10 protein-coding genes and 1 pseudogene are annotated in these 12,895 nt (G+C 39.7%); 6 read left to right on the top strand and 5 right to left on the bottom strand.

Annotated features, from left to right (window positions below; translation table 11 throughout):
* Positions 1-489 precede the first annotated feature (489 nt).
* A complete protein-coding gene (locus AVFI_RS12410) occupies positions 490-2,007 on the top strand; it encodes a DUF1254 domain-containing protein (RefSeq protein ID WP_188863401.1) in 1,518 nt (505 codons plus the stop codon).
* A 65-nt stretch (positions 2,008-2,072) separates the two neighbouring features.
* On the opposite strand, the gene AVFI_RS12405 is transcribed toward AVFI_RS12410, so the two are convergent.
* On the bottom strand, positions 2,073-2,981 hold the full coding sequence (locus AVFI_RS12405) for a substrate-binding domain-containing protein (protein ID WP_054775313.1): 909 nt from the start codon (positions 2,979-2,981) through the stop codon (positions 2,073-2,075).
* A gap of 129 nt (positions 2,982-3,110) precedes the next feature.
* Here AVFI_RS12405 and AVFI_RS12400 point away from each other — a divergent pair, with 129 nt between their 5' ends.
* The 4 genes from AVFI_RS12400 (at position 3,111) to arsJ (ending at position 6,266) form a co-directional block, all read left to right on the top strand.
* Entirely contained in the window at positions 3,111-3,440 is a 330-nt protein-coding gene (locus AVFI_RS12400; RefSeq protein WP_012533435.1) for a metalloregulator ArsR/SmtB family transcription factor, read from the top strand.
* A 16-nt stretch (positions 3,441-3,456) separates the two neighbouring features.
* Positions 3,457-4,458, top strand: coding sequence for an ArsJ-associated glyceraldehyde-3-phosphate dehydrogenase (locus AVFI_RS12395; RefSeq protein WP_054775314.1), 1,002 nt, complete (start codon positions 3,457-3,459; stop codon positions 4,456-4,458).
* Between the two features lie 30 nt (positions 4,459-4,488).
* Positions 4,489-4,986: a phosphatase domain-containing putative toxin gene (locus AVFI_RS12390; RefSeq protein ID WP_054775315.1), complete on the top strand. Its 498-nt coding sequence runs from the start codon at positions 4,489-4,491 to the stop codon at positions 4,984-4,986.
* Between the two features lie 68 nt (positions 4,987-5,054).
* Positions 5,055-6,266, top strand: a complete 1,212-nt coding sequence (gene arsJ / locus AVFI_RS12385; protein WP_054775316.1) for an organoarsenical effux MFS transporter ArsJ — start codon at positions 5,055-5,057, stop codon at positions 6,264-6,266.
* 87 nt (positions 6,267-6,353) lie between these two features.
* On the opposite strand, the gene nagB is transcribed toward arsJ, so the two are convergent.
* Together nagB and AVFI_RS12375 are read right to left on the bottom strand one after the other, a co-directional pair.
* A complete protein-coding gene (gene nagB / locus AVFI_RS12380; RefSeq protein ID WP_054775317.1) occupies positions 6,354-7,154 on the bottom strand; it encodes a glucosamine-6-phosphate deaminase in 801 nt (266 codons plus the stop codon).
* A 105-nt stretch (positions 7,155-7,259) separates the two neighbouring features.
* Positions 7,260-9,113 carry a protein-disulfide reductase DsbD gene (locus AVFI_RS12375; protein WP_188863402.1) on the bottom strand — a complete coding sequence of 618 codons (1,854 nt, stop codon included), beginning with the start codon at positions 9,111-9,113 and terminating at the stop codon, positions 7,260-7,262.
* A 228-nt stretch (positions 9,114-9,341) separates the two neighbouring features.
* Here AVFI_RS12375 and AVFI_RS12370 point away from each other — a divergent pair, with 228 nt between their 5' ends.
* Positions 9,342-9,767, top strand: coding sequence for a universal stress protein (locus AVFI_RS12370; protein ID WP_054775318.1), 426 nt, complete (start codon positions 9,342-9,344; stop codon positions 9,765-9,767).
* 66 nt (positions 9,768-9,833) lie between these two features.
* Here AVFI_RS12370 and AVFI_RS12365 read toward each other — a convergent pair.
* Positions 9,834-11,133, bottom strand: a pseudogene (locus tag AVFI_RS12365) (anaerobic C4-dicarboxylate transporter).
* A gap of 166 nt (positions 11,134-11,299) precedes the next feature.
* Complete coding sequence (gene aspA / locus AVFI_RS12360) at positions 11,300-12,748, bottom strand: aspartate ammonia-lyase (RefSeq protein WP_130048542.1); 1,449 nt, start codon at positions 12,746-12,748, stop codon at positions 11,300-11,302.
* Positions 12,749-12,895: the final 147 nt, after the last annotated feature.

Raw genomic sequence — 12,895 nt, 5'->3', positions numbered from 1 at the left:
AGAGCGCAACAGTGTGTGCTGAGTTTCAATGCGGCTATTATATTTATTTCTTAATTCGTGATAATAGCTAATAAATGAAAATCACTTTTACGTATGGGTAATAAATGAGTGTGAGTAAATGAATGGTCTGGCGAGTAATGCATAAGTTTGAACTAGTTTACAATTCTTAATGAAATAGCGCGTTTCTAATCCATTTATTTGTTTTTAATCTGTTTATTACCAATACTTATCTCAATAGAAATAAGTATTTCTTTTATTTCTTCTGCTGTTGATTTTTATGGCACTATCGATGGAAAGTTCTATATGGGACAGTATCTTGCAGAAAACGCTTATGGCTTGGTTTTACTGGTGGCCTAGCAACAGAAAATGGGATGGGAATATAGAACAAAAATAAATCACAAAGCTTAAATTTGAGCTTGGTGAATATCAGAAATAAATTATGGATAAACCTATAGTTAAACCATCAACACTAACCATGAAGGTGAAAAGATGATCAAATCAAAATTGAAAACGTTGGTAGCATTAACTGCATTGGCTTTTACGGCACAAGCGTTTGCGACTGATAAGTACAATACAGATATACCAACAAGCATCATGACTCCGGATGCCGTAAGTACGAGTATTGGAGAGCTGAATTTTACTGATGGTGCACCAACAATAGAAACCACTCAAAAGCTTTACGATAATTTAGATACCATCCGTTCAACAGAAGTTTTTTTGAATGCAATCCCAATGGCATCATTAGAAGCATTAAGAATGGGGCATGAAAGCATTGGAGTGAGTAAATCAAACCAAGTGGTAGTGTTTGATAAATTAATGGATTCGAACCCGCTGTTTTTAACCGGGAATACCGATACCGTTTATGCTTCTGCATTTTTAGATCTTGAACGTGATGGCCCTACGGTTATTGAAGTTCCTGCGGGCATGGGGCCAACAACGGTCAATGACGCTTTTTTCAGATTTGTTACTGACTTAGGTATTGTTGGTCCTGATAAAGGTAAAGGCGGGAAATATTTAATTCTTCCTCCAGGTTATGACGGAGAGGTTCCAGAGGGTTACTTTGTTTCCCAATCAACAAGTTATGTTAACTGGTTTATTGCTCGTGGGTTTTTAAAAGACGGTAAAACAGATGCGGCAGTCAATGCATATAAAAATGAGCTAAAAATTTACCCGTTAGCGCAGAAGAATCAACCTCCTAAAATGGAATTTATCTCAGGAAGTGAAAAAGAGTTTAATACTATTCATGCGAATAATGAGCATTTTTTCGATGAGCTAAAAGTTGTGTTAGATAAAGAACCAATTTCATTTATTGACCCTGAAATGCGCGGTTTAATGTCGAGTATCGGTCTGCAAAAAGGAAAGCCTTTTGCACCTGATGCTCGTATGCAAAAGATCTTAAAAGACGGCGTAGCGATTGGTAATGCAACGGCAAGAGCTTTGATATTCCAACCTCGCGATAAAGGGGCTTATATCTACTCGGATCGTTTATGGAAAACCGCATTTATTGGAAAGGATTATCAGTGGTTAGTCGATAAAGGAGAAGGGGGACGTAATCTGGATGCGCGTACCTATTTCTTCTACATGGCGACAGTAAATACGCCAGCAATGGCTCTGAAACTCATCGATAAAGGTTCCCAATATGCCATTGTAGATAAATCGAAAGGTGGAGATTATCTTGATGGTGGTAAAAATTATAAGTTGAATATACCTGCGAATGTACCAGCAAAAAACTTTTGGTCAGTGGTGGCTTATGATCCGCAAACACGCTCTGAACTACAAACAGGTCAAGCGTTACCAAGTAAAAATAATCAACGTGATAAGTTAATTGAAAATAAAGATGGTTCAGTTGATATTTATTTTGGACCTAAAGCACCAAAAGGCAAAGAAGCTAACTGGGTCGAAACCGTTCCGGGTAAAGGGTGGTTTACTATTTTACGTTTATACGGACCGCAAGAGGCTTGGTATGATCACTCTTGGAAACCGGGTGATATTGAGTTAATTAAATAAGTGATTGTTACAATTTAACCATAGCCTCTGCTTGTTATTACTAATGAGCAGAGGCTTTTTTATATCTAATGACTTTCTAGGTTTTGAATCAGAAGTTTTTCAATATTTTTAATAATAGGATGTTGATAGTAAGCACGATGATATTGAATTCCAACATTAAACGTCATTGCTTTATTATCGAGAGTTAAAGGTAGCTTACATACGTTTATTGGACGTTTGTTTTTTAAAATATCAAAGCAAACAAAAGCGTATTGGCTTATTTCTACGCACTCAATAGCAGAAGAGACAGAAGAAACCGTGAGTTTTTGAGCAAGGTTTATTCCTGTTTGTTTACGTAGTCGCTCATAGTACGTATTGTCATCGAGGTTTCCCATCGAAACCCTTACAGTATCAAATTGGGCTAAATCAGAGAGACTAATTTGGGATGAACAAGCTAACGGGTGCTGCTTAGATACATATACAAATAAATCTAACTCCCCGAGTTTTCGTTCAATAATGCGTTCATTTAGTTGATTCGGGTAACCTGAGATTCCGATAGATAATGCGCCTGATTTAGGAAACTCTATTCCTTCTAAAGACCAATCAACAATAGATATTTTAGGATGCCAATCATCTTGGGTTAACCCTTGTAAAAGAGGAACAGTTAACAAGCTGCTTAGTGGATTTGCTAAATGAAAAACATATTCGATATTGGCATCTTTATTATTAAACGATTTAGCCGTTTGCTGTGCTTGTTCAAGCTGTTCTAAGGGGGTTTTAATAATATTTATCAGCTGGGTGGTGAAAAGCGTTGGTGCATAAAGGCCTTTATCTGCAATGAATAATTCATTACCAAAGAGTTCGCGGCATTCAGATAAGTAGCGATTAAAGGTTGCTCTGCTGATATCTAATGTATGACAAACTTTAGCTAACGATTTTTGTTCATAGAGTGAATCAAGAAAACGATATAAATTTAAGTCTATGCTGCTTTTCATGTTCTAGCTTTCCTTGCCAATATTTTTTCTAGTATGAATCTTTTATGACAGTTTGTCTTTTAGTCTTGATCTTTGCGTCTTTCAATCTATTATATATGGAAATGCATATATCCATATATAAGGTTGAATATGTTACCTCATCAATTTTTCAAAATGCTATCAGATGAAACACGAATGCGTTGTTTATTGCTTATTGCTCGTGAAGGTCGCTTGTGTGTAAACCAATTAACGGAAGCACTAGAAGAGAGTCAACCAAAGATCTCTCGTCATTTAGCTCAACTACGCCAATCCGGCGTATTGGTTGATACCCGTGAAGGTCAATGGGTGTATTACCAAGTCAGCTCTGATTTACCGGGTTGGCTAAACAAAATTATAGTAGGTTTGAAGCAATCCAATTGTTTACAGGCTGAGTATCAAAAAGACACTGATAAATTAAACGCAATGAAAGTATGTTGCTAAATTAAGGATTAAGACGATGACAATTAAAGTAGGTATTAATGGGTTTGGTCGTATTGGACGCTTGGCATTAAGAGCAGCATTCGATTGGCCTGAGTTAGAGTTTGTACAGATTAATGATGTTGCGGGTAATACCCATACACTGGCACATTTACTTGAATTTGATTCTATTCAAGGTCGTTGGCACCATGAAGTGACAAGTAATGGAAGTGATATGATCATTGATGGTCAAACCATTAAAACAACACAAGAAAAAGAGATCGATGCGGTTGATTGGTCTGGTTGTGATGTTGTTATTGAAGCAACTGGCGTGCATCGTTCACGTTCATTTTTAGATAAATACTTAGCACAAGGTGTTAAGCGTGTAGTTGTGTCTGCTCCAGTTAAAGAAGACGGGGTAGCAAACATTGTCGTTGGTGTGAATGATGATATTTTTGATCCAGCGGTTCACCAAATTGTGACTGCGGCATCTTGTACTACCAACTGCCTTGCTCCAATTGTTAAAGTTATCAATAAGGAGTTAGGTATCGAAAATGCAGCATTTACCACTATTCATGATTTGACCAACACACAAACCATTTTAGATGCTCCTCATAAAGATCTTCGCCGTGCTCGTGCGTGTGGCATGAGCTTGATCCCAACAACAACGGGCTCTGCTAAAGCTATTGTAGAAATCTTCCCTGAGCTTAAAAATAAAATTGATGGTCATGCAGTTCGAGTTCCTTTAGCGAATGCATCACTGACTGACATTATTTTTGAAGTAAAAAGAGATACCACGGCTGAAGAAGTAAATCAGTTATTAAAGGATGCGGCACAGGGTGATCTAAAAGGTATTTTAGGTTACGAGGAGCGCCCACTCGTATCGATTGATTACAAAGGCGACCAACGCTCAACGATTGTAGATGCACTATCTACTATGCTTGTGGGCAAGCGCATGGTGAAGATTTACGCTTGGTATGATAACGAAATGGGCTACGCAACGCGTACTGCTGAGTTAGTTCGTAACGTTGGTTTAGCTTAATAGTAATGACATTGGTTTAAGGAATTTTAAATGACACATCCTACTTGGGAATTACCCGTATCAGATAATGGTAGCGCATTGGTTTTAACTCCGTGCCCAGGAACTAAAGGGGTTGAGTTAACGGCCTCATTAGAGCAGTTAAAAGCACAAGGTGTTGAAGCAGTAGCAACGGCATTAAATCAAGATGAGTTAACAGAAAAAGGCGTAGGTGCTCTTGGTGAAGAAGTGCAACGTCTAGGCATGAAATGGTTTTATTTGCCAATTGAAGACGATTGTGCACCGGGTGATGAGTTTGCTGCACAATGGAAATCAGCGACTCCTGAGCTGCAACAAGTATTAGAAAAGAATGGCAAGGTAGCAATGCATTGTATGGGTGGTTCAGGCCGCACAGGTTTGCTGGCTGGGCATTTGTTATTGGATTTAGGTTGGGATCTAGACGTGATTAAGCAACAAGTACAAGCATTACGTCCGGGCGCATTCACAAAACCTGTGCAAATTGAATACATTGATGCCATTGCTAGCAAATAATCAATTTTAGATAAGGCCTCAGAAAGTGATTATCTTCTGGGGCTTTTTTATTTGAACGGATGATTTTTATGTTTTCACAATTAAGCCACAGTGTACGCCAGTATATGATAGTGACGTTCAACTACTGGAACTTCACCATTACTGATGGTGCATTACGCATGTTAGTGGTGCTTTATTTTCATGATCTGGGATACAGCACATTAGCTATTGCTTCGCTCTTTTTGTTTTATGAATTTTTTGGTGTGGTGACTAATTTAGTTGGAGGTTGGCTTGGTGCAAGGCTTGGATTAAATAAAACCATGAACATTGGTCTATTGATGCAGGTTGGGGCGTTATTAATGCTTGCCCTGCCAAGCAGTTGGCTCACCATACCTTGGGTGATGGCGGCTCAAGCCTTTTCTGGTATCGCAAAAGATCTGAATAAAATGAGTGCTAAAAGTGCGATAAAAACCCTTGTTCCAAGTGAGCAAGAAGGAGCGCTTTATAAGTGGGTTGCCATATTAACAGGATCTAAAAATGCCCTTAAAGGAGCGGGCTTCTTTTTAGGTGGTTTACTGCTAACGACAATTGGTTTTCAGTTTGCTGTTATTGCAATGGCGAGTGTGCTGTTTGTGGTCTTTATTGGTAGCGTACTTTTACTTGATGGTGATATTGGGAAAGCAAAATCAAAGCCTAAATTTACACAATTGTTTTCAAAATCAGAGCAAATTAATACGCTTTCGGCCGCTCGCCTATTTCTGTTTGGGGCTCGAGATGTATGGTTTGTTGTCGCTTTACCCATTTACCTTGGTAGCGTTTTTAATTGGGATCATTCATTGGTCGGTGGCTTTTTAGCGTTATGGGTAATTGCGTATGGTTTTGTACAAGGCTTTGCTCCTAAAATTACCGGTAAAGCGGAAGGGAAAGTACCTGACGGCCGAGCTGCAATGTGGTGGGTGAGTTTATTAGCCTTGGTGACAGGGATTATTGCTTATAGTGTTCAGATGGGGTGGCAACCTGAATATGTCATCGTGATTGGCTTGTTGATTTTCGGTGGTATTTTTGCTGTTAACTCATCACTTCACTCTTATTTAATTGTGAGTTATGCCAAAGGTGATGGAGTATCGATGGATGTTGGTTTCTACTATATGGCCAATGCGATGGGGCGTTTAGTGGGTACCATTTTATCTGGCTGGGTATTCCAAGTTGCAGGCTTTGCTGCGTGCTTATGGGTGTCGTTTGGATTTTTGTTATTGGCTGCGTTGATATCGATTAAGTTGCCTAAGAGATTAAAGGCTTAAGCTCAAGTAAGTTTCATGCATAAAAAAACCACCGTTTTTAATCGGTGGTTTTTTTTAGCTTAATTTAAAGTGAATGTTCACTATAAATTAAAAGCCTTCCATATTTTTAGCTTCAAGCTGTTGGAAGTATTTCACTGTTTTCACTTTCAGTTCTTGTGTTGATGGCTCATCACAAACGATTACTGATTTAGGGTGAAGTTGAAGTGCAGATACAGTCCACATGTGGTTTACAGAACCTTCAACCGCAGCTTGCAGTGCAAGACCTTTGTTGTGGCCTGTGATTAGGATCATGATCTCTTCAGAATCAAGCAGAGTACCAACACCGATAGTTAGTGAGTACTTAGGAACAAGATCCATGTCGCCACCGAAGAAGCGAGAGTTTGCAATACGCGTATCTTCAGTTAACGTTTTGATGCGAGTACGAGAAGATAAAGATGATGCTGGTTCGTTGAATGCGATGTGACCGTCGTTGCCCACGCCACCCATAAATAGGTTGATGCGACCGTAAGACTTGATCTTGTCTTCGTAACGTTGACATTCAGCTTCGTTATCTGCTGCATTACCATCTAATAGGTTGATGTTTTCTGCTTGAATATCGATGTGGTTGAAGAAGTTCTCGTGCATGAAAGTACGGTAAGATTCTGGGTGATCAGCATCTAAGCCAATGTACTCATCCATGTTGAATGTTACTACGTGCTTAAAGCTTACTTCGCCAGCTTTATGAAGCTCAATAAGTTTCTTATACGTGTTTAGTGGAGTACCGCCAGTTGGTAAGCCAAGAACAAATGGACGATCTGCTGTTGGGTTGAATGCATTAATACGGTTAACAATGTGTTGTGCTGACCATGCGCCAACTTGTTCTGCGCGATTTAGCGGGATTAATCTCATTTGTATACCTCAATAAAAACGTAAGTCGTAGAATCAAAAATCATTAATTCGCATTATAAAATAAGTTTCTGTGTATCACCAATGATTTTGCTCAATAAAGAAACATTATTTTTCAACATTGGTCACGTTTGTACTTAAATGGTTCATAAATGGCTCTGCTTTCATAAATCCTGTTAATCGAGCATTCGATAAATAATCCCCATTTGAATTCCAAAAATCGATGGTTGGTAACCCAAGAACTTTTAGCTGTTGTAATAGGGTAATATCTTCTGGGCTGTTTTTGGTTACATCGGCTTGCAACAAGATAAATTGACCTAAGAGCGGCTCTACCTTTTCATTATGGAAGGTGTATTTTTCAAATTCTTTACACGCGACACACCAGTCAGCATAAAAGTCGAGCATGACTGGTTTTTCTTGGGCTTTTGCTGCCTCAAGTTCTCGATTCAAATCTTCTAAATTAGCGATTTTTTTAAACGTGACAGTTTGAGTAGTGGTGTTTACTTCAGTATGTGTTTTACCTGAAATAGCATCAATTACAGGGATTGCTGAGCCAACAATACCTAAGATCGCGATGATCCCAGCGACACTCGTTTTCCAAGATTGGGGCATGGTTGCTTTAACATGATAAAGCCAACCAAATGCTGCAACACCTAACGCAGACCAAACAAATGGAGTTACGTTATGTGGAAGGATTCGCTCTAATAAGAACACAGGAACGGCAAGTAAAATAAAGCCAAACAGCGTTTTCACATGCGTCATCCATACACCTGCTTTTGGTAGCAGTTTATTACCAAATACAGCGGCTAAAATTAATGGGATACCCATACCAATAGCCAAAGCGTACAGAGCGACAGCACCAGTAAGTAAATCACCACTTTTGGCAACATAAAGCAATGCACCCGAAAGAGGAGCGGTCGTGCATGGAGAGCACACTAAACCTGAAATCGCACCCATGGCAAATACGCCACCTAAGTTTCCGCCTTTTTGCTGGTTACTGATGTCATTTAATTTAGTTTGTAAGCTGCTTGGCAGTTGAATGGTGTAAGCACCAAACATTGATAGGGCAAGCAGAACAAACATTACGCTTAAGCCTATGAGAACATAAGGGTGTTGTAGTGCCGCCTGGAATTGAAGGCCTGCAGAAGCAACCACTAACCCAAGTAAAGTATAGGTTAACGCCATGCCTTGAACGTAAACAAAAGAGAGCTTGAAAGCTTTGCCATGAGACAGTTTACCGCCACCTAAAACAATGCCCGTTAAGATAGGGTACATAGGCAATACACAAGGCGTAAACGCAAGACCAATGCCAAGCGCTAAGAATAAAAATGGAGTCCACCAAGCATCACCTAAGTTGTCAGCCAGCTCTTGCTGTTGAGTTTGAGATACTTCTTTTGGCTCTGAATTTGATGATGTTTTCTTTTCTACGCCAACTGGCGCGTTATCATTTTTGGCCACAACATGCGTATTTGCCGTTTCATCTTGATATGAACTTAGCCCTGTTAATGCAGATAGTGGAATTTTGCGGATCTCTGGTGGATAACAGAATCCGGCTTTCGCACAACCTTGGTATCGAACAGTTAACTCGGCATTATCACTAACCGAAATAAGAGGAACCGTGATCGTTAGTGGTTCAGTGTAGATGTTTACATCACCAAAAAATTCATCGTTATAAGGCGTGCCTTCTTCCATCACTAAATCAGCAATCTTTGCGCCATTAACCGTTACCGAAATACGTTGTTGGTATAGGTAATAATCAGGCATCACTTGCCAATCTAAATAGACTCTATCTCCTTGCTGCATGAAATTAAACGGGAAGGCTTCATTTACGGTCACAAAAGAAGAGGTTTGCTTACCCTGTAATTTAGTCAGATCAAAAGACGCGACAGCTTGAGGGGCAAAGGAGGTCAATAGAATAAAAAATGATAAAAGGGCAGCTCGAAAACGGAGTAAGTTCGTCATGTGAAAGTCTTTATTAAAATAGATACGGGTATGACTATCGAAATGGTCAAGAGTTCGACAAGTATAGTATCAATTGCATTAATGATCTGCTCCTTTCTCTTTGGAGAGCTGCGTAATTATTTTTTATTTGTCACGGTTTCGAGATCCCTACGACACACTTTTTATTGAACAGAAACTATGCTTGTTACGATGATTAATTATTAGGGTGAATAACCAGAGGGTATAGTGATGAAATACAAACATATTCTTGTGGCGCTGGATCTTTCAGAAGAGAGTCATGTGTTGATTGATAGAGCCGTTTCTATGGCGGAGCTATTAGGAGCCAAAGTGTCTTTTATTCATATTGATGGTACTCATGGTGAGATTTATCCTGAGCTCATTGATATAGAAGCAGAGCCTGAGCGTAAACCATTAAATGAACCTTCAAATAAGTGGCTTAATGATTTTCAGCAGTATACTCAGTTTCCAATTGAGAGCTTTTGGGTGGGAACGGGAGATCTTAGCCATAAAGTTGATAAAGCAGTAAAAGCGAATGAAATCGATTTATTGATTTGCGGACATCATCATGATTTCTTAAGTAAAATTATTTCTTATTCTCGACCGCTAATTCACCACTCTCCTATTGATATATTGGTCGTGCCGATTACGTCATAAGCTAGAAATAAAAAAATGGCAGCTAAATTAGCTGCCATTTTGAGGGATATTATTGCAATTCACCTATTAAAGAATAATACCACCGAATACAAAACCTAGTGCAACTGAAGTCGTAATCGTAGCAACACCCGGAATGAAGAACGGGTGGTTAAATACAAGATTACCAATACGTGTTGAACCTGTGTCATCCATTTCAACCGCAGCAAGTAGCGTAGGGTAAGTAGGAAGAACGAACAGTGCACTAACAGCAGCAAATGACGCAACTGCCGTAATTGGAGCAACACCAATCGCAAGGGCTGCAGGCATTAGAGCCGTTGTTGTTGCACCTTGAGAGTAAAGAAGCATTGAAGCAAAGAATAAAACAATCGCTAGCATCCACGGGTATTGTGCAAGGATCTCAGCTGAGAACTCTTTGATTTCACCAATGTGAGAAGACACAAACGTATCACCAAGCCATGCAACACCAAGAACACACACAAGCACTCATACCTGATTTGAATGTCGCAGCATTAGCAATTTTAGACGCATCAATTTTAGTGAACGTCACAATAGCAGCAGCGGCGGTTAGCATTAATGCCATGATAGCTTCGTTACGACCAATGGTTGGGTGTTCAATCAGGCCAACACTGCCACTGATCATCGTTGCATAAGCAACAACCGCAACGATAGCAACACAGAAGATATAAACAGATGCTTTTGCTGTTGGTAAAATTTCACGCTTACCTTCGCCATTCATCTTAATTAGGCCTTTTGCAAGACGTTCTTGATAAACAGCATCATCTTTTAGCTCACAGCCTAGGAAGTTAGCAACGAATGCACCAACCATACACGCTAGGAACGTTGATGGAATACATACAGCTAATAGCGTTAGATAATCCACACCTAGAGGCTCAAGGATACCAGAGAAGAAAACAACCGCCGCCGAGATTGGAGACGCAGTGATTGCAATTTGAGAAGCAACAACAGCGATAGAAAGTGGGCGAGAAGGACGAACACCTTGTTCTTTAGCAACTTCTGCAATAACAGGAAGTGTTGAGAATGCAGTGTGGCCTGTACCTGCTAGCATCGTCATGAAATAAGTCACGATTGGTGCGTAGAAAGTAATGCGTTTTGGATTTTTACGTAAGAATTTTTCTGCTAGGTCAACCAACCAATCCATACCACCAGCCACTTGCATAGCAGCAATCGCAGTGATAACAGACATGATGATTAAAATAACGTCGATAGGGATAGAACCTGCGTCCAGTCCTAAGATCATGGTAAGAACAAGTACGCCCGCACCACCCGCAAAACCGATACCGATACCGCCAATACGTGCACCTAAATAGATGAACAGTAGTACGACGAGAAGCTGTACAGCAATCATAGATAACTCCAGTGTTTAAATTTAAAATAATTATTCAGATTTTTATTGAACAGCTATATACAGCAAACCAATAAAAGTATGAATGATTACTTAGTTTTTTTTGATTAAAAATTAGGACGATAAAAAAAGCGAGCTTCAGTGAGCTCGCTATTTTAGGTGTTACGGATTAATCGTAACGTTTTGCTTTGTATTCAGGATGCATCAGGTTCTCTACAGAGAAGATGTCATCTAATTGTTCTTCTGTTAGAAGACCACGCTCAAGAACTACATCACGAACGTTTTTACCTGTTTCAGCACAAATCTTACCAACAATGTCACCTTCGTGGTGGCCAATGAATGGGTTTAGATAAGTAACGATACCGATAGAGTTAAATACGTGAGCTTCACATACTTCTTTGTTCACAGTGATGCCATCGATACATTTGTCACGTAGGTTCACACAGGCATTTTTCAAGATGTCGATAGATTCGAACAGTGCTTGGCCAATTACTGGTTCCATTACGTTTAATTGCAGTTGGCCCGCTTCAGCAGCGAAAGTCACTGTAATATCGTTACCAATTACTTTGAAACATACTTGGTTAACTACTTCTGGGATTACTGGGTTAACTTTTGCAGGCATGATTGAAGAACCAGCTTGAAGCTCTGGAAGGTTCAATTCATTTAGACCAGCACGAGGACCAGAAGAAAGAAGACGTAAGTCATTACAAATTTTAGACATTTTAACCGCAGTACGTTTTAGCGCACCGTGGATCATTACGTAAGCACCACAGTCAGATGTTGCTTCGATTAAGTCTTCAGCAGCAACACATGGTAGACCTGTTACTTCTGCTAGATGACGAACTGCCGCTTCTTGGTAACCAGTCGCTGCGTTTAAGCCAGTACCGATTGCCGTAGCGCCGATGTTTACTTCTAAAAGAAGTTGCGCTGTGTAGTTAAGGTTTTTCACTTCTTCCTGAAGTAAAACACCCCAAGCGTGGAACTCTTGACCAACTGTCATTGGAACCGCATCTTGAAGTTGAGTACGACCCATCTTCAGAATGTTACGGAATTCTTGATCTTTAAGATCGAATGCACCTTTTAGGTATTCAATCGCTTCGATCAGTTTCATCATGCTGTTGTATACAGCAATACGGAAACCTGTAGGGTATGCACAGTTAGTTGATTGAGAACGGTTAACGTGATCATTAGGGTTAATGATGTCGTATTCGCCTTTCTCTTTACCCATTAGTTCAAGAGCAACGTTAGCAATAACTTCGTTAGCATTCATGTTAACTGAAGTACCAGCACCGCCTTGGTAAACATCTGATGGGAATTGATCCATACACTTGCCAGTTTCAAGAATTAAATCACATGCTTTGATGATGTACTCACCAACTTGTGAAGGGATAGCACCTAATTCTTTGTTAGCTAAAGCGGCTGCTTTTTTAGTGTAGATCATGCCACGAACAAACTCAGGAACATCAGAAATAGTTACATTTGAAATGTTGAAGTTTTCCATAGCGCGAAGAGTGTGAATACCGTAGTAAGCCTCTGAAGGAACGTGACGTTCACCTAGCAAATCTTCTTCAATACGAGTTGCAGTATTCGTTTTTTCTAAATCAAGCATCTGAGTCATAGTAAGCCTTTAAGGTTCTATATTTTAATTATTAGATTCTGTCCAAGTGATCATATCTGCGAGTAGAGTCCGTTCGTCAGAGGGTGATCAATATCGTACCTGATGCCTTGTTTTAACGTCATCATACACCTCTTTAGTGGTAAAAGT

Source organism: Aliivibrio fischeri ATCC 7744 = JCM 18803 = DSM 507, from assembly GCF_023983475.1.
Classification (GTDB): Bacteria; Pseudomonadota; Gammaproteobacteria; order Enterobacterales; family Vibrionaceae; genus Aliivibrio; species Aliivibrio fischeri.
The sequence above is the reverse complement of the archived record's forward strand: the minus strand, read 5'-3'. Positions and strand labels throughout refer to the sequence as shown.

Excerpts from the sequence above, each read along its gene's own strand:
- AVFI_RS12400 (WP_012533435.1), top strand. The coding sequence starts at position 3,111 with ATGTTACCTCATCAATTTTTCAAAATGCTATCAGATGAAACACGAATG.
- AVFI_RS12410 (WP_188863401.1), top strand. The coding sequence starts at position 490 with ATGATCAAATCAAAATTGAAAACGTTGGTAGCATTAACTGCATTGGCT.
- AVFI_RS12375 (WP_188863402.1), bottom strand. The coding sequence starts at position 9,113 with ATGACGAACTTACTCCGTTTTCGAGCTGCCCTTTTATCATTTTTTATT.
- AVFI_RS12395 (WP_054775314.1), top strand. The coding sequence starts at position 3,457 with ATGACAATTAAAGTAGGTATTAATGGGTTTGGTCGTATTGGACGCTTG.
- AVFI_RS12370 (WP_054775318.1), top strand. The coding sequence starts at position 9,342 with ATGAAATACAAACATATTCTTGTGGCGCTGGATCTTTCAGAAGAGAGT.
- nagB (WP_054775317.1), bottom strand. The coding sequence starts at position 7,154 with ATGAGATTAATCCCGCTAAATCGCGCAGAACAAGTTGGCGCATGGTCA.
- AVFI_RS12390 (WP_054775315.1), top strand. The coding sequence starts at position 4,489 with ATGACACATCCTACTTGGGAATTACCCGTATCAGATAATGGTAGCGCA.
- arsJ (WP_054775316.1), top strand. The coding sequence starts at position 5,055 with ATGTTTTCACAATTAAGCCACAGTGTACGCCAGTATATGATAGTGACG.
- aspA (WP_130048542.1), bottom strand. The coding sequence starts at position 12,748 with ATGACTCAGATGCTTGATTTAGAAAAAACGAATACTGCAACTCGTATT.
- AVFI_RS12405 (WP_054775313.1), bottom strand. The coding sequence starts at position 2,981 with ATGAAAAGCAGCATAGACTTAAATTTATATCGTTTTCTTGATTCACTC.